This is a genomic window from Rhizobium sp. 3T7 (assembly GCF_020166565.1).
Classification (GTDB): Bacteria; Pseudomonadota; Alphaproteobacteria; order Rhizobiales; family Rhizobiaceae; genus Rhizobium.
Map to the genome: position 1 here is coordinate 21068 of NZ_JAIQXS010000029.1, position 24159 is coordinate 45226.

16 protein-coding genes and 1 pseudogene are annotated in these 24159 nt (G+C 59.8%); 5 read left to right on the forward strand and 12 right to left on the reverse strand.

Going from position 1 to position 24159, the window contains the following annotated elements; all coding sequences use genetic code 11:
• Nucleotides 1–230 precede the first annotated feature (230 nt).
• The 4 genes and pseudogenes from argS to K9B32_RS26460 form a co-directional block, all read right to left on the reverse strand.
• A pseudogene (argS, locus tag K9B32_RS26445) lies at nucleotides 231–1898 on the reverse strand (arginine--tRNA ligase); the annotation flags it as partial.
• Nucleotides 1899–2521: 623 nt separating this feature from the next.
• A complete protein-coding gene (locus K9B32_RS26450; protein WP_224567886.1) occupies nucleotides 2522–3328 on the reverse strand; it encodes a transporter in 807 nt (268 codons plus the stop codon).
• Nucleotides 3329–3544: 216 nt separating this feature from the next.
• A complete protein-coding gene (locus tag K9B32_RS26455) occupies nucleotides 3545–4810 on the reverse strand; it encodes a flavin-containing monooxygenase (RefSeq protein WP_224567889.1) in 1266 nt (421 codons plus the stop codon).
• 395 nt (nucleotides 4811–5205) lie between these two features.
• Nucleotides 5206–6507, reverse strand: a complete 1302-nt coding sequence (locus K9B32_RS26460) for a glycoside hydrolase family 28 protein (RefSeq protein WP_224567891.1) — start codon at nucleotides 6505–6507, stop codon at nucleotides 5206–5208.
• Between the two features lie 218 nt (nucleotides 6508–6725).
• Here K9B32_RS26460 and K9B32_RS26465 point away from each other — a divergent pair, with 218 nt between their 5' ends.
• Genes K9B32_RS26465 through K9B32_RS26475 form a run of 3 tightly spaced genes read left to right on the forward strand, consistent with a single transcriptional unit; the run spans nucleotide 6726 to nucleotide 9732 of the window.
• Nucleotides 6726–7967, forward strand: a complete 1242-nt coding sequence (locus K9B32_RS26465; protein WP_224567893.1) for an ABC transporter substrate-binding protein — start codon at nucleotides 6726–6728, stop codon at nucleotides 7965–7967.
• Nucleotides 7964–8917 carry a carbohydrate ABC transporter permease gene (locus K9B32_RS26470; RefSeq protein ID WP_224567895.1) on the forward strand — a complete coding sequence of 318 codons (954 nt, stop codon included), beginning with the start codon at nucleotides 7964–7966 and terminating at the stop codon, nucleotides 8915–8917. Before K9B32_RS26465 ends, K9B32_RS26470 begins: the two co-directional genes overlap by 4 nt.
• Nucleotides 8914–9732, forward strand: coding sequence for a carbohydrate ABC transporter permease (locus tag K9B32_RS26475; protein WP_088693812.1), 819 nt, complete (start codon nucleotides 8914–8916; stop codon nucleotides 9730–9732). The genes K9B32_RS26470 and K9B32_RS26475 overlap by 4 nt, the downstream gene beginning before the upstream one ends.
• A 111-nt stretch (nucleotides 9733–9843) precedes the next feature.
• Here K9B32_RS26475 and K9B32_RS26480 read toward each other — a convergent pair whose 3' ends face one another.
• Both K9B32_RS26480 and K9B32_RS26485 read right to left on the reverse strand, forming a co-directional pair.
• The gene (locus K9B32_RS26480) at nucleotides 9844–11589 is read right to left on the reverse strand and encodes a GH116 family glycosyl hydrolase (RefSeq protein ID WP_224567897.1); all 1746 of its coding nucleotides are present in this window, start codon (nucleotides 11587–11589) and stop codon (nucleotides 9844–9846) included.
• Complete coding sequence (locus tag K9B32_RS26485; RefSeq protein ID WP_224567899.1) at nucleotides 11586–12578, reverse strand: ROK family protein; 993 nt, start codon at nucleotides 12576–12578, stop codon at nucleotides 11586–11588. The genes K9B32_RS26480 and K9B32_RS26485 overlap by 4 nt, the downstream gene beginning before the upstream one ends.
• Nucleotides 12579–12733: 155 nt before the next feature.
• Here K9B32_RS26485 and K9B32_RS26490 point away from each other — a divergent pair, with 155 nt between their 5' ends.
• Nucleotides 12734–13936: an ROK family transcriptional regulator gene (locus K9B32_RS26490; RefSeq protein ID WP_224567901.1), complete on the forward strand. Its 1203-nt coding sequence runs from the start codon at nucleotides 12734–12736 to the stop codon at nucleotides 13934–13936.
• A 333-nt stretch (nucleotides 13937–14269) separates the two neighbouring features.
• A complete protein-coding gene (locus K9B32_RS26495; RefSeq protein WP_224567903.1) occupies nucleotides 14270–15418 on the forward strand; it encodes an ABC transporter ATP-binding protein in 1149 nt (382 codons plus the stop codon).
• A 138-nt stretch (nucleotides 15419–15556) separates the two neighbouring features.
• Here K9B32_RS26495 and K9B32_RS26500 read toward each other — a convergent pair whose 3' ends face one another.
• From K9B32_RS26500 to K9B32_RS26525, 6 genes are all read right to left on the reverse strand, one after another.
• On the reverse strand, nucleotides 15557–17707 hold the full coding sequence (locus K9B32_RS26500) for a hypothetical protein (RefSeq protein ID WP_224567905.1): 2151 nt from the start codon (nucleotides 17705–17707) through the stop codon (nucleotides 15557–15559).
• Nucleotides 17708–18124: 417 nt separating this feature from the next.
• Complete coding sequence (locus tag K9B32_RS26505) at nucleotides 18125–19036, reverse strand: ABC transporter permease (protein WP_224567907.1); 912 nt, start codon at nucleotides 19034–19036, stop codon at nucleotides 18125–18127.
• The gene (locus K9B32_RS26510) at nucleotides 19033–20133 is read right to left on the reverse strand and encodes an ABC transporter permease (RefSeq protein WP_224567909.1); all 1101 of its coding nucleotides are present in this window, start codon (nucleotides 20131–20133) and stop codon (nucleotides 19033–19035) included. Before K9B32_RS26510 ends, K9B32_RS26505 begins: the two co-directional genes overlap by 4 nt.
• Nucleotides 20130–21653: an ABC transporter ATP-binding protein gene (locus K9B32_RS26515; protein ID WP_224567911.1), complete on the reverse strand. Its 1524-nt coding sequence runs from the start codon at nucleotides 21651–21653 to the stop codon at nucleotides 20130–20132. Before K9B32_RS26515 ends, K9B32_RS26510 begins: the two co-directional genes overlap by 4 nt.
• A 3-nt stretch (nucleotides 21654–21656) precedes the next feature.
• Complete coding sequence (locus K9B32_RS26520; RefSeq protein WP_224567913.1) at nucleotides 21657–22754, reverse strand: BMP family ABC transporter substrate-binding protein; 1098 nt, start codon at nucleotides 22752–22754, stop codon at nucleotides 21657–21659.
• Nucleotides 22755–22778: 24 nt separating this feature from the next.
• On the reverse strand, nucleotides 22779–24158 hold the full coding sequence (locus tag K9B32_RS26525; protein WP_224567915.1) for an amidohydrolase: 1380 nt from the start codon (nucleotides 24156–24158) through the stop codon (nucleotides 22779–22781).
• Nucleotide 24159: the final 1 nt, after the last annotated feature.

Here is a 24159-nt window from a genome sequence, read left to right on the forward strand (position 1 = left end):
ACAAACCCGGCCCGCCCGGCCCGTCCGATGGAACCGACCGCTCAAGCCTGACTTTCCCAGCCTCGTCGATAATACAGATCGCCACTGACCGCAGTGACACGTCCAAGGCAGCATAAAACATCGTCGTCTCCCGTCATCTCGGTTGCATCGAGATTGTAATGGGAGCCTGCCCCTTGTGGGACCGCCCGATTACACATGCTAAGGGCCGGAAGCCGTCAAACCAATGGACCTTACATACGCCGCACAGCTTCCATTCCAAGAAGCTCAAGACACTTTCCGATAACCCTTGCGACCAGCTTGCACGTGGCGAGCCGTCCCGACGGATCGTCCGCCTTCAGCACCGGGCAATCCGTGTAGAACCGGCTGAACGCATCCGCCACCTGATAGGCCCGATCAGCGATTTCGAAAGACTCGAACTGTCGCGCTGCCTCCGAAAGGGCGTGCGGATACCAGAGGCATTCCATCAGGACGGCACGTTCCGATGGATGGCTGATCGAGACTGTCTCGCTTGGAACGATGCTGACCTCCGCAGCTTTGTCGAGGATCGAGCAGATCCGGGCGTAGGCGTATTGAAGGTACGGTCCGGTCCGTCCCTCGAAGGAGGTCATCCTGTCGATATCGAAGATGTAGCCTGTCTTTCTTGGTGTGGAGAGGTCGGCGAACTTCAACGCGCCGAGGCCCACAACCGTCGCTGCTTGGCTGTCGGCGACCATTTCAGACGACTTGGCGAGCGCAAGATCGATCATGTCACCGAGCGAGGCTGCCGACCCGTCACGGGTCTTGAAGGGCTTGCCGTCATTGCCGCGGACTGTACCGAAGGTCACGTGCCGCAATTCGACGCCATCGGCATAACCTGCCGTACGCGCCGCCGAAAACACGCTGGCGATATGGAGTGCCTGCCGATCGTCGGTGCAGTAAACGATCTGCTGCGCGCCGATGTCACGTACCCGCTGCCGGAGTGTTGCGAGATCGGTGGTACCGTAAAGGGCCGCTCCGTCTCTCTTCTGGAGAAGCAGAGGTGGCACATTGTCCGGAAGCCCGTCGCCGTAGACGTCGATGACAAGAGCCCCATCGCTCTCCCGCGCCAGCCCGCGGGTGGTGAGATCGTGGAGCATGGGCGCGACTTCCGCATGAGCATCGCTTTCGCCTTTGAATAGATCGAAATGCGCGCCGAGCATCTTCGCCGTGGCGGAGATCGATGCAAGGGAAATGGCCCGCATGCGCGCCCAGGCCTCCGCCAGAAGCGGATCTCCGTCCTGCAGCTTCGTGGTCAGCATCCGCGCGAACGCAAGCGAAGCCTCGTCCTCGCAGGCAGCATTGCCCGACTTGTAAAGGGCGCCAAGCTCCTCGACGGTCATGGCATCAAATGCCGATGGATCGATGAAGTATGTCGGGTCACCTGCCTTCCATCCCGCGGCCTGAGCTGCACCCAGAAGAAGCTTGCCCATTTGCAGGCCCCAGTCACCAAGGTGAATGTCGGACAGTACGTCGTGACCGATCTCCACGAGGATGCGCCGCAGGCTCTCCCCGATGACGAAGGAACGCAGATGGCCGACATGCAGTGCCTTGGCGACGTTGGGTCCGCCAAAGTCAATGACCGTTCGCATCGGCTCCACCTTCTCTGCGGCGAGCGATGGATCGGCAAGCATGGCGCTTGCTTCCGCGGCAACGGCTGAATCGGCCAGCCGGAAGTTGACGAAACCTGGGCCGGCGACAGACACGTCCTCGAAAAGAGCACTCCGGGCTGCCTCTGCGACTTGCGCCGCAAGCACGCGCGGGTTCTTGCCCGCGGATTTCGCCAGCCGCATCATGTCGTTGCATTGGAGATCGCCGAACTCGGGTCTGGTCGACCGGACGATGGAGGGGGCGGCTTCAAGGCCCTTCAGTTCATATGCGGAAGCAAGCGCGGCGAGCGCGGCAGCACGGAAGCGTTAAGAGCTTCAGCGTCGCCGTTCTGCAATCTTCGGAGCCATGTTCATGTCGGGCCTCTAAGTTCGATTTTTCAATAGACCGTCCGATGACCGCTGGCAATCATGTGATCGACTGAATTTTGCAACCGCAACGATCGGAAGCGTCTCACTGAAATCTGCTGGCGATTGGTGGCTGACTGTGCGATCCGTGTTTTAACGACCGCAATGGGCCCGATAGCGGAAGACCAGTCCGTGGCTGGAAAGCGCCAACACCGGACATTGCACAGGGAAGCAGACCTGCTTTCAAGGCTGGCTCACGGTACCGACGCGATTTCGCTTGGCCGCAGCCTTCCCGTTAACCTTCATCCGGCAAGATGTTCCGTCCGCGCGGCACAAATCGAGATGGTGGGGTATGGGGGCTCGAGATTTTATGACTGCCATGGGAGCAGTAAGCGGGGCAGGCTTCGGTTTCTTGTTGGCCGAACTGGACTATCCCGTGTGGACCGTAGCCGTTGCATTCCTGTTCTCGGTGGCGTGCACATGGCTGATTGCGCGAGGAACATTCCGGTGAAGCTAGTCAGACAAAGGCTAGAGCCGGCGTCGGCGACATCCTATTTCGGAAACAAGAATGTGACCACCGCCCGGACTCCCCAGCCGTCCGGCCCGTTCTCCGGTGAGTCGGCCCAGTAACGTGCGCCGATGCCAAAGCTCACAGGCTGGTCGCCAAACTTTACTACTTTTGAGACCTGAAAGTTAATTGGGACAGACCACTCATCATTTTCCCAGTCGTATGTACTCTCGGTGTTCAACGAGAACGTCCAGGCCTCGTGCGTTGTATACGAGATGAAGGGTTGCAGGAATGTCGAACTGACGTCAGCCCGGTCGCTCTGCCCCGCGAATGACCATACGTGGTTGGCCAGTATCCCGAAGGTCCATGGCCCGTCTTGCTTCAGGGCAACGCCGGTTGGACCAGCGCCCCACTTTCCGCTTCCGAGGAACTCGTCGGTTGCTGTGGGGATAAGGAACGCCGGGCCAACGCCCCAGATGATTCCATCGGTTGGCTTTGCTGGTGAAAGAAAGAAACTCTGTAATGTATCACCCAAACCGAACTGCTCTCCTGACGGTCCAGCGATATCGTCTTGCCATGTCACGGGCAGGATTGTTCGGGAAATGAGGTTCCAGTCTTCATTCAGCGAGAACGGAATTACTGGTTGGATATTCAAAGTAGTATGGTCGCCATCCTGCGGTCCGTAGCCTTGGTCGTAGTTGAATTGGAATGGAACACTGATCAGCGAGGCAATTGGGTTTGAGAGCTTCTTCGCCAATTCTTCGCTGGATTGGGCATGGGCCGAAGCGGCTGCGGAGGTCAGAAGGACGGCGTAACCCAAGGATTTGAGCGAACCTGATGCCACAGTCATGCTCCTACCTGCACGTTGTTCTATAAACCGGCGGAGCCATGCAGGAACCCCCCCAGGTCGCATGCTGCAAACACGATGAAAGAGTCCCTAGGTCGGCGCAAGTGCATAGCGGCAACATACGACGCAAAAATAAGTCGGCGCGAAAGGCGCGGCCAAACTAGCGTCCGCTTCGGGCGGAAGGCGACAACAGCCTCGTCCGCAGAGCGCCAAAGGCTGTCACGAAGGCCCTACGATGTGTTCGACAAGGCGGGGTGCTTCCTCGGCGATCGCCAGTATTATGCCTGACTTGCGCGTAGAGGCGAAATCCAACCCGGCGAAGTAGAGGCCCGGCAGGGCGGCCACGCCATCCTCGTGGACAGGCTGTCCCGCGGCATCGAGCGCACCGGGAAGCCTCATCCAACTGAAATCGCCCTTGAAGCCTGTGCACCACACCACGGTCGTTATGCCGGACCGGGAGAGATCAAGCGAAACGATCGCCGGGTTCGGCTGTCGCATCGCGACCGTCTCCGCCGGGTCGGGTTCCGAAACGGGTGCATCGATTCCAGCGCCGCTGATATACTCGTCGATATGGCGTTTGACGTTATTGGAGGCTTCATCTGCAAAGCGAACATTCGCTTCGAGATCGTCGGCGAACGAGAGGCGGTCGCCATCCTCGACGCCAGTCAACCGCCCAAGAAGCACGATACCTTGGGCGCTGAGTGCTTGAAGGCTTATCGTGTGCGTCGACCCAAGCACACCTCGAGGCGGGATGCGTCCCGCAAGTCGAATGACCTCCTCCCGTCGCACATCGAGAAACCCACATTCGAGGAGCCAGACCATGATGTCGCGGCCTCGGTAGCGCCGCGGGAGCCGTCCGACACGACTGGTGGCAAGGAAGACTGTTCGGCCTGCCTGCGCCAACTCCTCCGCGATCTGGACACCCGACTGGCCACTTCCGACCACCAGCACCGCGCCGTCGGGGAGATCCGCAGCGCAGCGGTAGCCGGAAGCGTCGATCTGGCAAAGGACGGGCGGTAACGCAGCGGCCCAAACTGGGCGCACCGGACAATTCAGGCTGCCGCTTGCGACGATCACGTTCCGCGCTAAAAGTGTGCCGCGTGAGGTGGTCAGCCAATACGCGTCATTCTCGTGCCTGAGTTCGTTCACCGCAGTATCCGGTTCGATCGGAAGCGCGTTGCGCCTGGCGAAGTCCTCCAGGAGAGCGACGAACTGGTCGCGCGTTAGGGCACCGGATGGATCCTCACCGTCATAGCGGTCGCCTGGCATGACGGTCTGCACGTTTGGGGTATTCATCCGAAAGGAATCCCATCGCTGCGTGCGCCAGGTCTCTCCTATGCGGCCCCGCTCCAGGACGCTATGGCGCAAGCCCCTTCGTGCCAGCCAATAGCTGACGCCGAGGCCCGCCCAGCCGGCTCCAACGACGACAGCATCGAGAACATCGGCACTACCATTCATTTGCCGCGGTGATCTCATGATCGGCATCCCCCAGCCATCCCCGCGCGGCATTAAGCCTTGTTCACAGCTATTAGTCCAGCGTGGCGGATCTCCACCCGACTGACCGAACGCACTCGATTTCGCCAGCCCAGTCACCGCATGAAACTGCGCCACACGCTCTCGCCAAACCGGAAGGCAAGGTCGCCTGACCGGAGCCGATGAGTTTTGCGAACGGCGATCGGAGATTGAGGCTGTGTTGCTGCGGAACTTTTCCGAAGCGACCGTGACGAGGTGTCAATGGTCCAGAAAGCATGTGACAGTATGCGGCGGGTTTGCGGTCGTCGCGATCACCTTGACCATTCAACACCCACAATCGCATGAAATGCGTGTTCGCCACCGACTTGTGGAGATAAACTGCTTTTCTAGTGGCCGGCGACAGGCAATCAGTCCTCAATGCAGTGGGCTATGCGGTTCCAGCCAGGCGGAAGGGGATCCGGACGCTGGACTTCAACATTGTCGAGTATGAGGTCGGCAGTGTTGTGCGCAAAGACGGCCGGCATGCCTCCCGGATAGTCGACGAGACCGATAATCTTTCCATCGGCGCCGCGCAGCCAAGCATTACCGCGCCCCTCGACGTCCTTAGGTGGGGATAGGTCGACGTTTGTGGGGCGGAGGTCATATTGCTTGGCTGTACCCAAGGGCCCGTCCTGCATCGTCAATTGCACGTTGCGGAGGGTTGTTCCGGCGATCCCGCCGCTTCGCTCTGCGAAGAGATTGATAGGGCCGTGGCAGCGGCCGGTGACGTTCTCGACGCGGACATTGCTGACGAGGCCAGCGGGCACCTCCGGGCGACGATCAAGCTGCGTTATCGTTAGCGGTTCACCCGAACCCCAGAAGCCGTCGGCTGTCTCGTGGCAGTCGATCTCGATATCCGAGAAGACGACACTTTCGATGGCTCCGCCATCGCGCGAGAAAATACCGAGGGCTCGATTCGAATCCCGCACTTTGGAGCGCGTAAACCGAACGTCGCGGATGTCGCCGAAACTCTCCGTGCCTATTTTCAAAGCACAGCTGTTGCTCTCGACGACGCAATCTGAAACGTCGATACTTTCGCAATGTCTGATGCCGTGTTCGCTCCGACTGGTTTTGAGGCAGATCCCGTCGTCAGCGGTGCTGATGACGACTTCGCTCACCGCAACGTCCACGCAGCTATCGATGACAATTCCGTCCGTGTTCGGAAGCTGCCGATTGTTGAACACTTTCATGCCGTTGATGATCACAGCGTTGCAGCGGACGAGGTGAACCGTCCACATCGGGGAATCCTCGATGACAAAGCCTTCGAGCCTGACGTTGCTGCAGTCCTCGAACACAATGACTCTCGGGCGCTTCTCGCTCGGTGTGTAGGTGCCGACGGTCTCATCGAAGCCGGTGTTGAAGGCGCCACCTGAGGCAACAATTTTACCTTTGCCTGATATCGCGACGTCATGTGCGGCCTGTGCTACGATGTAGGCGCGATTGGATCCCTCGGCGATCACGCTCACCGAATTTCTCGCATAAAGCTCGTAGTCGGGAACGAATTCCAGCGTCGCACCCGTCTCGATCGATAGAGTTACACGGCTACAAAGCCGGATCGGCCCCGATATGTGCCGTCCCGCCTGCAACAGAAGAGTTCCCCCGCCGACGGCAGCCAGCCTGTCGATGAAATGCTGTAGATCAGCGCCATTTGGTTCGACGGAAATGTCCATTGCGTTTCCTCTCATCTTTCCCAACAGTTATGCCACGTTAATTTATTCGTCAACAGGACGAACTAATTAGATACGGTTGATCTTGTTTGTGTTGACACCGCCGAAAACTCGTATTTAATTCGTCATGGTTACGAACAAACGCCCACCTCAAGGGAGTGAATAGTGGGTCGATCGTTCGCAGAGTTCTTGAAAAATGAGGAGCCAAGAAGGGGAACCCTATGAAACCGCTCAAGACACTGATGATGACAGCAGCTGCAATGGCGATGACGATTTCGCTGGCGGCAGCATCCGAACTAAAGATCGTCTGGTACGTTGACAACGATCAGGAAGAGGCGAACACGCGCGCCCTGCTCGAGCAGTATACGAAGCTGCATCCCGACACGACGTTCGATCTCGAAATCACCCCTTATGACGGGATGATCCAGAAATTCCAGCAGTATGCGGCCTCCGGCATCATGCCGGACTTGTCGCTTACGTCATCGATGGAACCGGTCATCCGTCCTTTCCTCGTCGATCTCAACAAAGAGATCGGCCCTGAATGGATCAATGACTTCGTCAAGGGCTGGGGCGACGGCGCCAAGCTCGGCGACAAGGTGATCGCCGCGCCGCTGCGCGTGACCTCGACGGGCATCTTTCTGAACGCCGATGCCTTCAAGAAGGCCGGCGTTGCGATCCCGGATCAGGCGACCGGGTGGACCTGGGATGAATTCATTCCGAAGATCAAGGAAGTCGCCGAAAAGTCGGGTACCCGCTATCCTCTGGTATGGGACGTTTCGGCGAGCCGCTGGATCGTTCACGAGTATCAGTATGGCAACCACATCTATACGGAAAAGGAGCCTGTGAAGGTCATCATGGACGAGGCAGCGTGGACGAGCACGCTCGACAAGTTCATTGACATCACCAAGGCCGCAATGCCCCCTGGCCTTTGGTCCGGCGCGAGCTCGGATAATCCGAAGGAAATCTTCACCGCCGGTCAGGCTGTCGCCTATATGTCGGGGAGCTGGCAAATCGCCGGATTGGCCGACAATGCACATTTTGTATGGCAGGCCGGCCCGACGCCGCGGGGCACGGTTGCGTCGTCAATCTACGGGGGCGACTATATCGTGGCCTTCAACACGAGCCAGCATCTTCCGGAAGCGGTTGAATTCATCAAATGGATCACCTCGCCGGACATCCAGGCGCAGTATGCCAAGACCTTCGGCATGATCCCGGCCAATCTGAAGGCGCCGGCCGTCAAGTACGACAATCCGGCCGCGACCGAAGCGATCAAGGCAATGCAGAACGAGCTGAACGCCAGCCCGGCCTACGCGGCAACCGATCAGGCCTGGCCGCAAATGCAGGCTGTCTGGGGTACCGTGAAGACGGCTGTCACTCAGGCTGTTGCCGGCCAGATCTCCTCCGCAGAGGCCATTTCGCAGATCAAGAAGGCAGCCGATGCCTCGCTTGAGGCCGGAAAGTGACGGCGGTCACGCTAGAAGATGGTCGTTCGGCACTGGGTCCCCACCCGGTGCCGAAAGGCCTGCGGGCCAGTCTGGCGAGTCTCGGCTGGCCTTACCTGCTCATGCTGCCCACAATGGCGCTCCTCGTCACCTTTACGCTCTATCCGCTGCTCCAGGGCCTGCTCATGGCCTTTTTCAAGCGGGGCGTGGTGGTTGTCCCACAGGTGCCAAGCACCTTGCCGCAGTACATCGGCTTGGAAAACTTCGTTGGGCTCTTAAGCAATGCCGACTTTCAGAATTCATTGCTCAAGACCGTCCTTTTCGTTGTCATTGCAGTTCCGCTGAACATTGTCGTCTCGCTGGCGCTGGCTCTTCTTCTGTCGCCTCAGACCAAGCTGTTTGCGGTTGTCCGCACGATTGTCTTTTTCCCTTCCATGATCAGCCTGCTGATCATCGGTGTTGCCTGGCGGTGGCTCTTCGGCCTCAACAACGGCCTGGTCAACTACCTGCTCTCTCTGGTCGGAATTGCGCCGGTGCCATGGCTGGAGCAGGACACGATGGCCCAAGTCGCTGTCGTCATAGCCTGGGTGTGGGCGCAAGCCGGCTTCAATATGATGATTTTCATAGCCGGCTTGACGGCAATTTCCATCGACTACTACGAAGCCGCCTCGATCGACGGCACCAGCAAGTGGCGGCAGTTCACCCATATCACGCTCCCGCTCCTCAAGCCGACGCTGGCAGTCGTCTTGGTGCTGTCCTCGATCGAGGCCTTCAAGGTCTATGAACTCGTGGTGTCCTTGACCGGCGGCGGTCCGGGCAAGGCGACGGTCTACCTCATTCAGACAATCTACGACACGGCCTTCCAGAAGCCCATGCAGGCCGGTGTCGCGGCCGCCCAGTCAATGGTGCTGTTCATCATCCTATTGCTTCTGACGATCTTCCAGCTACGTGTATCGCGGGGTGAAAAATGACGCGCATCTACACTCCCTGGCGATTGATCTTCGTCGCACTGACGCTGTTCGTCTTCGTGATGCCACCGGCCTGGCTGTTCCTGTCGTCGTTGAAGTCGCAGCAGGAGATCTTCCAGTGGCCGCCGACCATTTTTCCGGCGCAGCCGACGCTGCAGAACTTCATCGACACGGTGTCGCGCGCGAAGTTTCTTGTCTTCTTCCGCAATTCGGCTGTTGTCTCAGTGCTCTCGGCGTTTCTCTCCGTCACCATCAGCGTGATGGCCGGCTACGCGCTCGCGAAGTTCAGATTTAAGGGAGATACGCTCTTCTTCCTGCTGATCATGTCGTCGTTGATGGTGCCGTTGCAGATCGTCATGATCCCGGTCTTTTTGGTGCTGCGGGATCTCAATCTTCTCGACACGCTCGCAGGCATTATTATCGCGCCGGCGGCAACCCCGACCGGGGTCTTCCTCATGCGGCAATACATCACCAACATTCCTGACAGCCTTCTGGAGGCGGCACGTCTTGACGGTACGCCGGAGTGGCGAATCCTGTGGCGGATTATCGTACCGCTTGCCATACCCGCGATCGGCACGTTGCTTGCTTTCAATTTGGTGTGGCGTTGGAACGACTATCTCTGGCCATTCCTTATCATCAGCGATCAGGATAAATGGACTGTTCAGGTTGCGCTTGCCAACACTGTCGGGCGCTTCGGCATCAACTGGCCGCGGCTGCTGTCCATGTCAGTGCTGTCGGTGCTGCCCGTGCTCGTGATGTTTACGGCGTTGCAGCGCATGCTGATGAGCGGCCTTATGGCAGGCGCGACAAAGGAATAAGGTTGCACCACACCAACTGAACTTCAAAAGCCGCCGCCTCAAGGCGGCTTTTCTGTGTAACGCTTCCCACAACAAGAAAGGCCGCCCGTGAGGGCGGCCAGTTGGGGAAACCTAACCAACTGTCGCCGGTAATTTGTGCTTGTAGAAAAGTGCAGCGGCCGCCGGCATGCTGCTCCATCCCTGAAGCAGCGAGCCGCGACCCCAAGGAGGCGAGAAATATTCGACGGCGCCCATCCAACCCTCCTCAAGGCAGGTCTTCCACCACCGCAAAAGCGGGTAGTCCGCGCCGTCCAGGCCATGGGCCAGGCGTTGCTCCGCATAGAGGCCTGAAAGATAGGGCCAGTCCGAACCATTGTGATAGCGGTAAGCGAAATAGGACTTCTCGCGCGTATCTTTCGGACGCTTGAATGGCGGGAAGGCGCAAAGCACGCCCCAATCGCCGTAGGGCTGTTGGCTGTTGTTGCGACTTTCCAGGGTCTGCTGGACGCGGGCAAGTACGCTCTTTGCTCTTTCAGGAGAGACCGCTTTGAAGCGAAGCAGCGTCAGGCTGTCAAGCGTCAGGTGATCTTCGACAAAATCCGTCTTTGTCCCGTAGTCTGCGTAGGTGCCGCTGGGCTGCAACAGCGCCTGGTCTAGCGAAGCGCGTGCCTTTTGCGCCATGGCAGCCGCCCTCGATGCAACCGCCTCATCAAGCGATACTCCATGCTGCGCGATGACGTCGAGCGCGCCGATCCAAAGGCCGAGATCATAGGCAACATAGCCGTGGCGATAAACGTTGTCGGCCCAGTCGCGGTCGTGGCGCGGCTTTATCGGCAAGCCGTTTCCTGCCGCGTCGAACCCGCAATAGCGATTAAAGATCGTCACCACCTTGTCCCAATGGAGGGTAAGGGGGGAACTGTCACCGGTTGTCCTGACATAGTCGCCGATGGTCAAGATAAAGAAGAGCGGGCTGTCGAAGTGATCGCTCCACCAATCGCCAGGCCGAAGGTGCTCCTCTTTGATCCTTGGATGCGTTTGCCGTACTTTCTCCCATTCTTCGGCCTGTCCGGGACCTGTCAGGATGACGCCGCTCGGCGCTTCTCCGTTCGGCTGGACGCCCCGTGCAAGAAGGTCGATCTGGGCGCGAACCGCCTCAGGTTCCCGGTCGAGGAGGGCCTGGAGCGTCCAATAACCGTCACGATAGTATGTGCGAGCCGGCGCGCTATAGGCCTGGCCAGCCGCAAGGCCGGCAAAGGCGCCATGCTCGTCCTGCCGGATACTGGAAAGGGCGGCATGCAGGCTCTGCGAGATCATGCTGCGCATCAAAGGATCCGTTTCCGGCATAGCATCGCAGCGCGTTACATAGGCATTCGCCTCGGCGATCAGTTGTGTCTCTTCCAGCTTGAGAGCTGCCAGTGCTTCTTCGATCGTCGCGCCGGCGGTCACGAATATCCCGCTGGATCTCTGCTCGGCGATGGCGACGCCCCAACCGGTACGGGCGATACGGCGACTGCCTGTCCGCTCCACCGGTTCGCGTTTTGCCACACTGCCCCACCAGGCGCAGCGCCGGGCGGGAATAAAGGTCCGCAGCTTTGCGCCCTTCAAGAAAAGTGCTGGCGCCGATTGGGCCACATAGAGTCCCCCATCATGCGTTTCAACGCGGTTCGGGGCATAGGTAAAGGGGGCGCTCCATCCAGTAAAAGTCAGATTTGCCAGTTTGCCGGCGCCCCATAGTGAAAGCTCGATCTTGCCTTCCGGGCGGCAATCGCCCTGCAGACGCGGAGCCATGAAGGGGACGAGCACAGGCTTGGTGGAACGAAGCTGTCCGTCAGCGAGCGGGGCTAGAACTTTTTGCTTCGCTTGTTGTGGCGCGCTCATTGGACGGCCTCCCGTTGTCCAAGATTTTCAATGCTTGCAAGGTCGTTGAGACCGAGCATGAGAGCTCCGAGCATGCCGGCCTCCGGGCCAATGCCAGTTGCCTCTATCTGCGTCGCAAATGGCAGCAAGACCGATAGATGCCGTGTAACAGCGCTGACAAATTCCCTTCGCGAGCCAATGCCGCCACCCAGCACGATGAGGGCGGGATCGAAGAGAGCTTGCACGGAAGCTATGCCAACCGAAGCGGATTTCGCGAGCGTCTCGATGACCGCGGCAGCTTGCGCATCTCCGGCTGTGGCGCGAGCGAAGATCTCGGCCACCGGCAAGGTGCCATCGCCATAGAGGCTGCGCACCGCAGGCGAATCGACTTGGTCCTCAAAGAGGCCGGCGCGGGCGTGTGGTGCCGTCTGGTGCGGATTGGCACCGAGCGGCAGCAGGCCAAGTTCCCCCGCCCGTCCATGTTGGCCGCGGAAAAGCGTTCCACCGACGACGAGCCCCATGCCGACACCGGTTCCGAAGGCGACGAATGCGAGGGAATCGCGATTGCGTCCCTTGCCGAGAGTGGCCTCAGCGTAAGCTGCGAGGTTGACGTCGTTTTCGACCACGACAGGGCAGGGCAGTGCCTGCGCGAGGAGCACGGCAAGTGGCCGATCCGATGGAATTGCCAGATGGGGAGAAAGGGAAGCGAGCCCTGTCGACGGCGATACCGCGCTCGGTACGCCGACCACGGCCTTAAGCAGAGGGCCGCGTTCCCTATGCTGTTGCAGCAGAGACATGATCATCCGTGGAATTTGCCTCAAGACTGGTGCCTCGGAACCATGTTCCGTCGGTTCTTCGGCCTTTGCCAAAATCCGCCCTTCAAGATCGGCTAGACCCACCAGGATTTTCGTTCCACCCAGATCGACACCGGCAACGACGCCCGCACCGTCTGCCCGGCAGGGCTGATGTGCCTGCCGCAAGCCCGACGCAATGGTTGAAATATTTGACAAACTCAGTCCTCTGCGATATTTGTTCGGCAGGTTGACGAATTTATTATTGCCGTGTCGGAGGACTGTCAACAAGCAGTTTGAAATCGGCGGGCTTTCATGGAAGAAGCAAATCACCGGTATAACGATGAAGACGGATCTGGCGGGATAGCTCGACGATGGCACTAACCGAAAACGCGCCTCCCGTATTGCGGCAGATTTCTGTCCGCGCCGTCATGGATGTTCTGCTTCACGCCGGCCCGACGTCGCGTGCGGAGCTCTCCAAGATTACGGGTCTCTCGAAGCAGACGATGTCCGAGGTCATCCGGACGCTGGAGGAAGGCGGGTGGGTCCGGGAAAAGGGCGTCACAAGCGGGCGCATTGGCCGCACCGCCATTACCTATGAGGTCAATGGCGACGCCGGATATGCCGTCGGCATCGACATGGGGGCGACGACAACGCGTATCGTGCTCGGTAATATTGGCGGAAGCGTTGTCGGCGAAATCGACTACCCATCCGATCGCCGCGGTGGTTATCACCTGATCGATCAGGTGGACGCGATGCTGTCGAAAATGCTTGCGGACATGGGTATCGCCCGGGAGCGTGTGCTCGTAACGGCAATTGCGACGCCGGGCGTTGTCGACCCGATCACCGGCGCGCTCTCCATGGCGCCAAATCTGGTCGATATCGGTGGAATCGATATCGGCCGGACGCTGAGCGACAGGCTGGGTTGCCCTGTCGTCCTTGAAAACGATGTCAACGCAGCAGTTATCGGGGAATCCTGGCAGGGATGCGCGACGGCAATCGATTCCGTCGCTTTCATATCGCTGGGGACAGGGATCGGACTGGGCGTGCTGCAGGACGGCAAGCTGATGCGCGGTGCGAGCGGCGCGGCAGGCGAAATCTCCTACATACCGTTCGGCTCGGACCCATACGCCGAAGACAGCCTTGAGCGCGGCGCCTTGGAATGCGCGATCGCGGCCCAAGGGATCAGCGCGCTTTACGCCCGCTTGGGAGGCGCGAAGGATACTTCGGTGCGCGATATTCTGGCGCTTGCCGAAAAAGAAGACCCGCGCGCGGTCGAGGTGATCGGCAAGGTATCGGACATCGCTGCGCTCCTCGTCGTTTCCGTCAATGCGATCGTCGACCCGAAGACCGTCGTTCTCGGCGGCAGCATCGGGCGCCATCCGCTGATTGCCGAACGTGTTCGGCAAGGCATTACGAAAGCAAGCCGTCGTGCCATCGACGTCAAGGCCAGTGTTCTTGGTGGCAGGGCAACACTGCTTGGCGCGTTGGCGATTGGTCTGAACCATGTCCACAATCTGCTCTTCTCGCCGCAGACCCTGCCGGAGCAGCGGCGTCTCCCACCGCCGCCACTCTGATTTTCAGGCCTCTGTCCGTGCCGGTTGGAAACACTCGTTGTACCAGCTGACGGGACCGGCGTGATGACGATACCGGTGCCGACGAACGTGAAGGTAGTCGACACCCTCCCCACGATCAGATGCGGCCGGCGCAAGCCGTCCAGGACGAGGGTTTGCCGTGAAAATCCTATCTGAGCGGGGAAGAGCCGATCTGACCGTATCGTAGAAAATTACGTTCGTCATCTTGACGAACTAATTGCTTCCGCGCAAACTGCCACCACCTAAAGGGATGGCAACCGACGGATCGGGGTGCCTGTGGTTGCCACCAGATGCAGCGTCAAAGGGAATGAATTCATGGCCGGTCTCAAGTTGAAGGACGTCAAGAAGAGCTTCGGCCATCACGCAATCCTTCATGGTGTGGATCTCGATGTAGGCGAGGGCGAATTCGTTGTGCTCGTCGGTCCTTCCGGTTGCGGCAAGTCAACGTTGCTTCGCCTCATTGCCGGCCTCGAAAGCGTGACCGCCGGCCAGGTCGTCATTGGCGACAACGATGTGACGGCGGCATCACCGGGGGATCGCGGGATCGCGATGGTCTTTCAATCCTATGCGCTGTACCCGCACATGACTGTGGCGAAGAACCTTTCCTTCGGTCTCGAGAACCTCAAGATGAGTCGGGCCGAGATCGACCAACGCGTGATCGAAGCGGCACGAATGCTGGCAATCGAGCCTCTTCTCGACCGACGGCCGAAGCAGCTCTCAGGCGGCCAGCGGCAACGGGTGGCGATCGGCCGGGCGATTGTCAGGAACCCCAAGTTGTTTCTTTTCGACGAGCCGTTGTCCAACTTGGATGCCGCGCTTCGCGTGCAGACACGAGGGGAGATCAGCCGTCTTCACAAGCGGCTCGGCGCAACAATGGTCTATGTCACGCATGATCAGATCGAAGCGATGACCATGGCGGACCGCATCGTCGTCCTCAATGCAGGACGGGTCGAGCAGGTCGGCACTCCGCTGGAGCTCTTCGAAGCGCCTGCCAACAAGTTCGTCGCAGGCTTCATCGGTTCGCCGCAGATGAATTTCTTCGAAGGAACGCTTGCCGGCGCAGGTTCGGATCATGTCGTTGTCGACGTGCCGGGCTTCGGCCGTCTGGAAATTCCAGCCGAGCTCGGGGAGGCGACGGTCGGCGAGGCTGTGATCCTCGGCGTCCGGCCGAGTCATTTCAAACTCGCCAAAAGCAAGGGCGCAGACGGATATCCGATCCGCTTGGACGTCGATTACGCAGAAAGCATCGGCACCGACACCTATGTGTATGGAATGGTCGAGGGTAGCGGGACGGCCACAATCGTCCACCTGCCGGATCATGTTGCGATCAAAGACCGCTCATCGCTTGCTCTCGTCGTCGAGCCTGCGCGCTTTCACCTGTTTCGAGCCGAAACCGGCAGCTCCTTTGCGAAATTGCCTCTCAGTGCGGGCAATCTCGTCAAAGCCGGCGACGCCAGGGCCTAAGAGCCTCACAGTTTCATAAGTTGCTTTGGCTGCCGGACACATGTTCGCGTGAGGGCCTTGGCGCAAGGTCGTGGTCGGGGGCTCGGCGCGTTTTCGCGCCGAGCCCCCGGTTCCAAAAGCGGGAGCAAGGCAGATATTTTATTGCGCAGTGGCTTCGAGATCGACCTTCTCGAGAAGAAGTGCGGGGTTCTCTGTGGCGCCGGCCAATTCGAGCGCTCCGATACCAGCGGCGTCCTTCGCCTTGACCGTCAGGGTGAATGTTCCCGGCTTGGTGATGAACTGTGAAAGTGCGGTCGCGACCTCCTGCAGCTTCGGCTGAGTGGACGCAAACTGTTGCAAGCCAGCAGTCGTCATCAAGACAAGGATGCCGCGCACGCTGTCTTCGGTCATGCCGTTCTCATCGGCATAGAGCTTGATGCCCTTGGCCATGATCCCCTTGTCCTCGATCTTGAGTGTCGCCTCCCGGGCCGTGAGGCCGAAGAGTGCCATCTGAGCTGCGGTCGTGTCGCCGGAGAAGAAGTCCTTGGTGGCACCCCCCATTAGTCCAGAGAAGGAAAAGCCGCCCATATCCTTGCCGCTCAACGAGATCTCCTTGACGAGGAGGTTCTCATTCGGCTCATCCCAAGCTACCTCTACGTTGGAAGACAAGACCAGCCTGTCAAAACCCAGTTTGCGCAACGCGTTGGAACCCTCGTCCTGGGTGTCCGCCGGAACCGGCACGCTGAGGTCCCGATAGCTGACGCGGACATCGGTCGGGATGCCGTTGCGTGGCTTGGCCAATGCCAGTTCATAGCTGTCGAGCGTGAACCGGATGCGTTCCGGAATGGAAGGCACAGCAGCTTGGTCGGCCAGTGCTTCGTTCAGTGGATCGTCTTGGGTGTCGGCCTCGCTCGCCGAATCCGCGTCAGGCGACGGCTCGGCGCTTGCAGATGGATCTGTTTCGCTGCCGGTTGCGCTTTGTTCGTCCTCGCCGACACTGTCTGGCGCACTTGCCACCTTAGAACCAGGCATGTCGACGTCCAGTCCCACCAACCGGATCGTTCCGAATTCCGGCATGAGCGTGGTGAGAGGGAAGTTCTCGAGCTGCTCTTCGTCCAGTCCCACCAGCTTCGTCAGCGCCTCCATGGTCGGATCCCAGGAAAAGCCGTTGATGCTCGCCTCTGAGAACTTGGCGTAGTCGGCGCCTTCGCCCATCGAAACGCCGTGCATGGCGCCGTCGAAGGTGCGCCCATCGAGCTGGAACGCCATGTTGTCGATGGCGAGTTTGATAGTCTTGCTCTCGTCGCCTCCATCTATTTCGGGCACCTCCATCTTGAGACCGAGCATCTCGATGTCGCCCTTGCCGATGATGTCGGCAAGTGAAAGGACGCGTTTGAAAAATGCCTGGCGCTCGGCGGGAGGCAGTGCCTCGGGATTGGCCGATTGCAGTTTCTGAAGTGTTTCAAGAAGTGGCTCGGCCGGCATGCGCACACTCAAGCCGTTGCTGCGCACCTCATCATAGCCGAAACGCGACTTGCTGTTCGAGAAGACGAGATTCTTGACCGTAATCGGGCCATAAAGCGGTTTTGGTTCCTTGTCGTCAGGACCAGCTTTTTCTGAGTACATCCGAGCGAGGAAGGCTGCATCAAAATCCTTTCCGGCCACGGCGCCCATCGAGCCGTTCATCTCCTCTCGCTTCGTTGCGCCCTCGCCATCCGGGATCTCCAGCGCAAACCCGAAGCTCGCCCCACTGGCAAAATAGCGCGCCACGCGACCGCCGGCGATGTCTTCCAAAGCGACGTCCTTGTAGACGGTCTTTTGTTCGGAACCGGCGGCCACTTGGCTTACTGTAACCTCCGCCGCCAAGACACGCTTTGCGGCAAAACGTTCAATGCGTTTCAGCGGCGTCAAGTTCGTTTGATCGCCGGTCTTGACCAGGGCGTCAGCAACGAAATCGGGTTCCTCGACGCTCGCTTGCGGCACTGAGAGCTTGCCCATCGCCAGGTCGAGCTCCAGACCTTTCACCTCGAGCTTGCCGCTTAGGAAGAAGATCGTCGGCCTACCGTCAATCGCAGCGATGCGGGCACTGCCGCCGTTGGCGAAGGGCAGCGTGACGTCGCGCATATGAATGCGTCCGAGAAAATCCGCTTCGACCGAGGACGCCTTGCCGCCGCGCTCGACAAGAAACCTGTCGGCCGCCCTTGCGAGCATGAACTTGCCGGCGGTCACGCCGGCGGCTGCGAGCGCGATCACTGCCACCGTGGCCCAAAGCGCTTTTCGACCGCCGGTTCCCATTTCTGTCTGCGCCACGATTTCTGTCCTTTCACCAACCAAAATTGACAATGTTCCTCGCGAACCGTGACTAACGAGCCGACGCGTTTTTTGCAAGTTTCCCGGGAGCGATCTTCACTTGTATCGGTTTTGTTGCAAAGTTTGCTGTGGTGCCGAACCAAGTGACACGAGCGATTCCAAATGGGTGAAGTGACTTTGGGGGTCGGGGCGCTTCGGCTTGAGGCCGCACTGTCTGGTGGCTGACAGCTCCTATGGCTCAGTCGACAAGAAGATCGCCCCGCATATTCGGGTCTTCGACATGTTCACCCGAACCGACGCTTCTCGCGCCGACTTCGTCTCGGACATGAGCATGATCGCTACATCTATTCGGCTGCAGTTCCATCGCAGCTGATCCGTCTGAGGGCGCGCAACTTTGTAACTGGCCTTGCGTTATGCCTAACGTTCGAAGGGTTCTCCGAGCGAGGCGACGCCGTTCAGCTTCAGCAGGCGACGATCTGCCGAAATGATGCCGAGCACGATGATGGTGACGAGATAGGGCAGGCTCGCCAACAGCTGCGATGGAACATTCAGCCCCGTCGCCTGGGCCGCCAGGCTCATCAGTGATACGGCCCCAAAGAGGCATGCTCCGAGGAAAATCCGACCGGTAAGCCAGGTTCCGAAGACGACGAGTGCGATTGCGATCCAGCCACGTCCGGCGATCATCCCGTCTGCCCAGAGCGGGGTGTAGACAATTGCCGCATAGGCGCCAGCAAAGCCGGCCATCGCGCCGCCAAAGGCGACGGCAGCAAATCGAACGGCGATGACGTGATAGCCAATGGCGTGGGCGGCTTTGGGATTTTCACCGACGGCGCGCACAACGAGGCCGATCTTCGAATAGGCAAACATCGCCCAGATGGTGACTGTTGCTGCAATCGACAGCCACACGACGATGTCCTGAACGAAGAGCCCGCCGACAATTGGAATGTCCGACAGCCCAGGGATCGAGAGTTTCGGGAGCCCTTTGACCGTCAGGCTTTCATAGGTCTTTCCGAACAGCGCGGAGAGACCCTGGCCAAGGATGCCGATAGCCAGACCTGTTGCCACCTGGTTGGCGCGAAAGCCAAGAGTGATACCCGCGAAGATCAGGGCGAGGACAGCGCTGCCAAGTCCCGCAGCCACGAAGCCCAGAAAATGCCCTCCGCCGTGATAGACGACGATGAAGGCGAGGGCTGCCCCGAGAGCCATCAGTCCTTCCACGCCGAGGTTGAGAACCCCGGCACGCTCGACCACCAACTCGCCGAGCGCGGCGAGAAGAAACGGCGTCGCAGCCGCCAGCATGCCGGCAAAAATGAACTCGATGGCGTTCATGGCTGACCCCGATAGGCGGCCCGGCGCCACTCGAAACGATACCGAGCGAAGGCGATGGCAACCAGATAGGCGAGCAGGAGACTGCCCTGGAAAACACGCACGGCAGCAATCGGCAGGTTTGCCGACACCATGGCGTTGTCGCCGCCGATATAGAGCGCGGCCATGAACAAGGCGGAGACGACAATGCCGATCGGATGCAGGCCGCCGAGGTAGGCAACGATGATGGCTGAATAGCCGTAGCCGGTCGAGATCGATCGCTGCAGCTGCCCTAGGGGGCCCGCGACCTCGGCTGCGCCGGCAAGGCCCGCCGCGCAGCCGCCGATCAACAGGGATAACCATATTGCTCGGCTCTCCTTGAACCCGGCATAGCCGGCGGCGCGTGGCGCCAGGCCGCCGACCTGGAGCTTGTATCCGGCAAAGCTCTTCTGCATGAAGACCCAGGCAGCCAATGAAAGGGCGATGGTGATCAAGAGGGAAACATTGACGCGCGTCCCGGAAATCAGGATCGGCACCATCGCGTCATACTGGAACATCACGGATTGAGGGAAGTTGAAGCCGTTCGGGTCCTTCCAGGGGCCTAGAAGCAGGTAATTCAGAAGCTGCGCGGCGACGAGACTGAGCATCAGCGAAACGAGGATCTCGTTTGCATTGAGCCTCACGCGCCAGAATGCCGTCAAGGAAGCCCACAAGGCACCGCCGAGAACGCCGAGGATCAGCATCAGCGGCCATATCCACTGCCCGGTTGCCTCAGGAAACCAGATGGGGATTGCCGAGGCGAAGATGGCGCCCAGAATGAACTGGCCCTCGGCGCCGATGTTGAAGACCTTGGCGCGAAAGCCGATCGCCAGACCCTGGGCGATGAGCAAAAGTGGGCCGGCTTTCAACAGTACTTCCGAAAACGATGCCCAGGAGAGGAACGGTTCGAGAAGCATTGCATAAAACACATCGACCGGATTGCGGCCCATCAGCACGTAGAGGCCGAGATTGAGCACGGTGGTCACCGACAAGGCGATGAAGGGTGCAGCCAAGGTTGCCGCAAGCGAAGCGCGCTCCCGGCGGACAAGCGTGGGCAGAAAGGTAGCAGACAAGGCGCTCATGCAATGACTCTCTCGGCGCCGGGCCGTGCGCCGATCATGTAGCGGCCAATTTCCTCGGGCCGGGTATCGCGCGTTACGAGCGGCGGGCTCAGCGTACCGTGGTAGAGAACCTGGATGAAATCACAGAGCTCGAAGAGCTCCTCAAGTTCCTCGGAAATGACGAGAATGGCCGTGCCCTCGTTGCGCAATGCGACCAGCCGCCGGCGCACGGCGGAGGCGGCACCGATATCGACGCCCCAGGTCGGTTGCGCGACGAAGAGCAGCTTGGGCGCCAGCATGATTTCCCGACCGACGATGAACTTCTGCAGATTGCCGCCCGAAAGAGCACCCGCCTCGGCATCCGGGCCGGGGGTGCGGACATCGTACTGGCGAATGCAATCACTGGTGAAGGCCGTTGCCTTCTCCTTGTCGATCAAGCCGTGCCGCAAGAGGTTCAAAGGGTGAGCCGTCAGCAAGCTGTTGAGAACGAGCGACATTTCAGGGACCGCACCGCGCCCCAGCCGATCCTCCGGAACGAATGCGAATCCGAGCTGGCGCCGGGCAGCTGCATCGAGCCTGCCCACGTCCTGCCCCATCATATAGATTCTGTCGCGCTGTTCTTTCGGTAGAACGGCCTCGCCGGAGATCAGCGAGGCGAGCTCGCTCTGCCCGTTGCCCGAGACGCCCGCAATGCCGAGGATCTCGCCGGAACGCACCGTAAGTGTGATGTCGGACAGGGGCACGGCGAAGGGATCGTCGGGGCGATGGTCCAGGCCGATGATCTCAAGTCGCTTCTGGCCGCCAGACAGCGGCACCGCTGGCATCGGTTCGGGCATGTCGCGACCGATCATCATCCGGGCAAGATCATGGGCGTCGTGTTCGCGCGGATCGACATGTCCGGTGACACGCCCGCCGCGCAGGATCGTCGCCCTGTCGCAGATGGCGCGGATTTCCTCGAGTTTGTGCGAAATGAAGAGGATCGACACGCCGCCGTCGCGCAGCCTGCGCAAGGTATCGAAGAGCTTTTCGACCAACTGTGGAGGTAAAACGGATGTGGGCTCGTCGAGGATCAGCAGCCGTGGATTGGTCATCAGGCTGCGGATGATCTCCACGCGCTGCCGCTCGCCCACGGACAGTACGTGCACATGGGCGAGTGGGTCGACCTCCAGGCCGAAGTCACGGCCCAACGCGCGGATGCGTTGTATGAGATCGGATTTCTTTCCTGGAACGACCAGCTGAATGTTTTCCATGACAGTCAGCGTCTCGAACAGCGAAAAGTGCTGGAAGACCATGCCGATCCCCTTGCGCCTCGCCTCTGCAGGCGAGGCGAAGGTCAAGGGCTCGCCCTCCCAGACAACGGTTCCGCTGTCTGGCTGCTCGACGCCGTAGATGATCTTCATCAGCGTCGATTTGCCGGCCCCGTTTTCCCCGAGAACGGCATGGATCGACCGCGGTGCTACGTCCAGATCGATGCCGTGGTTGGCATGAACCTGGCCATAGCTCTTCGAGATGCCGCGAAGCGCCAGGAGTGGTGCCGTCATGGCTTACTTCGGCAGAGGCGTGGTCACGCCCTTGACGTGCCAATCCATGGCGACGATTTCGGCCTCCGTCATGGTTTTGCCGGAGGCTACGCCTTCGCTGCCGTCGGCCTTGGTGATCGGCCCGGTGAAAGGCGAAAGGCTTCCATCGGCGATCTTTGTCTCTGCGGCCTTGATCTTGGTCATCGTATCGGCCGGGATCGAGGGGCTCCAGTCGACGACCTCGACAACCTTGTCCGCAACGCCGAGGAAGGTATTGGCGCCCTTGAATGTGCCGGCGAGATGAGCATCGACTGAGGCCTTGAAGAAGGGCGACCAGTCGGTCGAAACGCATCCGAGGTAGGTCTTCGGGGCGTAGCTCTTCATCGACGAGTTGAGGTTGAAGGAATAGACGCCGGCTTCCTCACATGCCGAAATGACAGAAGGTGTGTCCTGCGCATTGGAGAAGATCACGTCGCATTTTTGTGCGATGAGGGCCTTGGCCGCTTCCTGCTCCTTGGCCGGGTCGAACCAGGAGTTCACCCAGACGACGGAAACCTCGACATCGGGGTTTACTGCCTGAGCACCCAGCGTGAACGCGTTGATGGAGGTGATCAACTCGGGGATGGCGAAGGCGGAAACCGAACCGAGCTTGCCGGTCTTGGATAGCGCAGCAGCAGCCATGCCGAGCAGATAGGTTCCTTGGAAATACTTGGCCGCGAAGGGAGAGAAGTTGGGAGCCACCTGGAAGCCCGATGCATGCAGTACGGTGACTTGAGGATTGCGGCGAGCGATCTGCAAGGCGCCGTTCTGATATCCGAAGGAGCCTGCGATCAGGAATTTGTTCCCGTCTGCGACCGTCTTGTTCATGATCCGGTCGGCGTCCGGGCCCTCCGGAATATTCTCAACGACAGTCACCTTGACCTTGTCGCCATAGGCGGCCTTGATCGGCTCAAGGCCGGCGGCAAGCGCGTGCCCCCAGCCGACGTCGCCGATCGGCGAAGGGACGACGAGCGTGATGCCGAGCGGCTCATCGGCTGCCAGCGCCGCACGACCTCCAAAGGCACCGGCGAGGCCGACGGCTGCGGCCCCCTGCATCAACGTTCTGCGAGTGATCTGTGTCATGGTTTGGTTCCCCTTTTTGGTGTTCTAGAATTCCACGGTTGCGAGAGCTGCCTCGGCCTCGGCAAACAGCTGAGCTTCATCAAGACCCACGAATTCGCCCTTCTGCCAGACGATGCGGCCGTTGATCATCGTCAGATCCGTCGGCATACCGATGCCGACCTTGGCAATCAGACTCAGCGGATCGTGTCGTGTTCCGACGTAGTCCATCCGCCGGGTGTCGATCGCAAAGAGGTCAGCGGCCATACCTGGCGCAAGTCGACCAATGTCGCGACGGCCGAGCAGGGCAGCCCCGCCACTTGTTGCGTAACCGAGGAAATCGACCGGAGGCGGAACGGGATGCTGGCGCGTTGATGCGGTCAGGCACTGCAGCATGTAGGCAGAGTGCACGCAATGCATCAGGTTTGAATTGTCGTTCGAGGCTGCTCCGTCGCAACCGAGTCCGACGCGCATGCCGAATGCCGCCATGGCGGGAATATCTGTCACTTCGGCACCGACCAGATAGACCGGCTCAGGGCAATGCGAGACGCCGGTGCCGCTTGTTGCCATGTTGCGAAGTTCGTCGTGCGTCAACTCCCAGCAATGGGCGTAGAAGGCATCCGGACCGGCAAAGCCGAGTTCCGCGCAATAATCGACGGTGCGCATTCCATGGCGGGCCGCGATGACCGCACTTTCTCCCTCGCCAACATGCGTATGCATCTGGACGCCGCGATCGCGTGCCAATGCGACCGACTCGACGAAGGTCTCACGGTAGCAATTGACCGGCTGGCAGGGTGCCACCACCACCTGGCGCATGCTGAAGGGGCTGGCGTCGTGATAGGTGTCGATCAGGCGTGCGCAATCACCAATGAACTCGTCCGTCGTCTCCAGCATGGCATCCGGAATGGTCGAGCCTTCGGACTTCGGCAAGGTGTTGCCGCCACGACCGGCATGGAAACGCATGCCCAGGAGATCTGCTGCCTCGAACTGACGGTCGATCAGCCGCTTGCCGGCATGCCGTGGGAAGCAATACTGGTGGTCGAAGGCCGTGGTACAGCCATGCTTGATCATCTCGGCCATCGCGCTCACCGAGGAATGATAAAAGCAATCCTCGTTCAGCCGCGAGAAGATCGGATAGATGCGGTCAAGCCACTCGATGACGGAAAGCTTTGTCCAATCGAGATCCGCGCGGTTGCGCACGAAGCACTGGAAGAAGTGATGGTGCGTATTAACGAGCCCGGGATAGACGAACCAGCCCGTGGCGTCTTGAACCGTGGTGCCGAACGGCAACTCGCTTTGGCCGAGATTTTCGCCGATGGCCTGGATCGCCGGGCCAGTTGTCAGAATATCGACATTGCGATGGACCGTCGGCCCCCTGTTATCGTCGACGATGACGGCTGCACAGTTCTTTAGGAGGTAGCCGGCCATC

Bases quoted from the DNA above. Each gene is read 5' to 3' on its own strand.
- K9B32_RS26450 (WP_224567886.1), bottom strand. From the start codon at position 3,328: ATGACTGTGGCATCAGGTTCGCTCAAATCCTTGGGTTACGCCGTCCTT.
- K9B32_RS26455 (WP_224567889.1), bottom strand. From the start codon at position 4,810: ATGCCGATCATGAGATCACCGCGGCAAATGAATGGTAGTGCCGATGTT.
- K9B32_RS26460 (WP_224567891.1), bottom strand. From the start codon at position 6,507: ATGGACATTTCCGTCGAACCAAATGGCGCTGATCTACAGCATTTCATC.
- K9B32_RS26465 (WP_224567893.1), top strand. From the start codon at position 6,726: ATGAAACCGCTCAAGACACTGATGATGACAGCAGCTGCAATGGCGATG.
- K9B32_RS26475 (WP_088693812.1), top strand. From the start codon at position 8,914: ATGACGCGCATCTACACTCCCTGGCGATTGATCTTCGTCGCACTGACG.
- K9B32_RS26480 (WP_224567897.1), bottom strand. From the start codon at position 11,589: ATGAGCGCGCCACAACAAGCGAAGCAAAAAGTTCTAGCCCCGCTCGCT.
- K9B32_RS26490 (WP_224567901.1), top strand. From the start codon at position 12,734: ATGGCACTAACCGAAAACGCGCCTCCCGTATTGCGGCAGATTTCTGTC.
- K9B32_RS26495 (WP_224567903.1), top strand. From the start codon at position 14,270: ATGGCCGGTCTCAAGTTGAAGGACGTCAAGAAGAGCTTCGGCCATCAC.
- K9B32_RS26505 (WP_224567907.1), bottom strand. From the start codon at position 19,036: ATGAACGCCATCGAGTTCATTTTTGCCGGCATGCTGGCGGCTGCGACG.
- K9B32_RS26510 (WP_224567909.1), bottom strand. From the start codon at position 20,133: ATGAGCGCCTTGTCTGCTACCTTTCTGCCCACGCTTGTCCGCCGGGAG.
- K9B32_RS26515 (WP_224567911.1), bottom strand. From the start codon at position 21,653: ATGACGGCACCACTCCTGGCGCTTCGCGGCATCTCGAAGAGCTATGGC.
- K9B32_RS26520 (WP_224567913.1), bottom strand. From the start codon at position 22,754: ATGACACAGATCACTCGCAGAACGTTGATGCAGGGGGCCGCAGCCGTC.
- K9B32_RS26525 (WP_224567915.1), bottom strand. From the start codon at position 24,158: ATGGCCGGCTACCTCCTAAAGAACTGTGCAGCCGTCATCGTCGACGAT.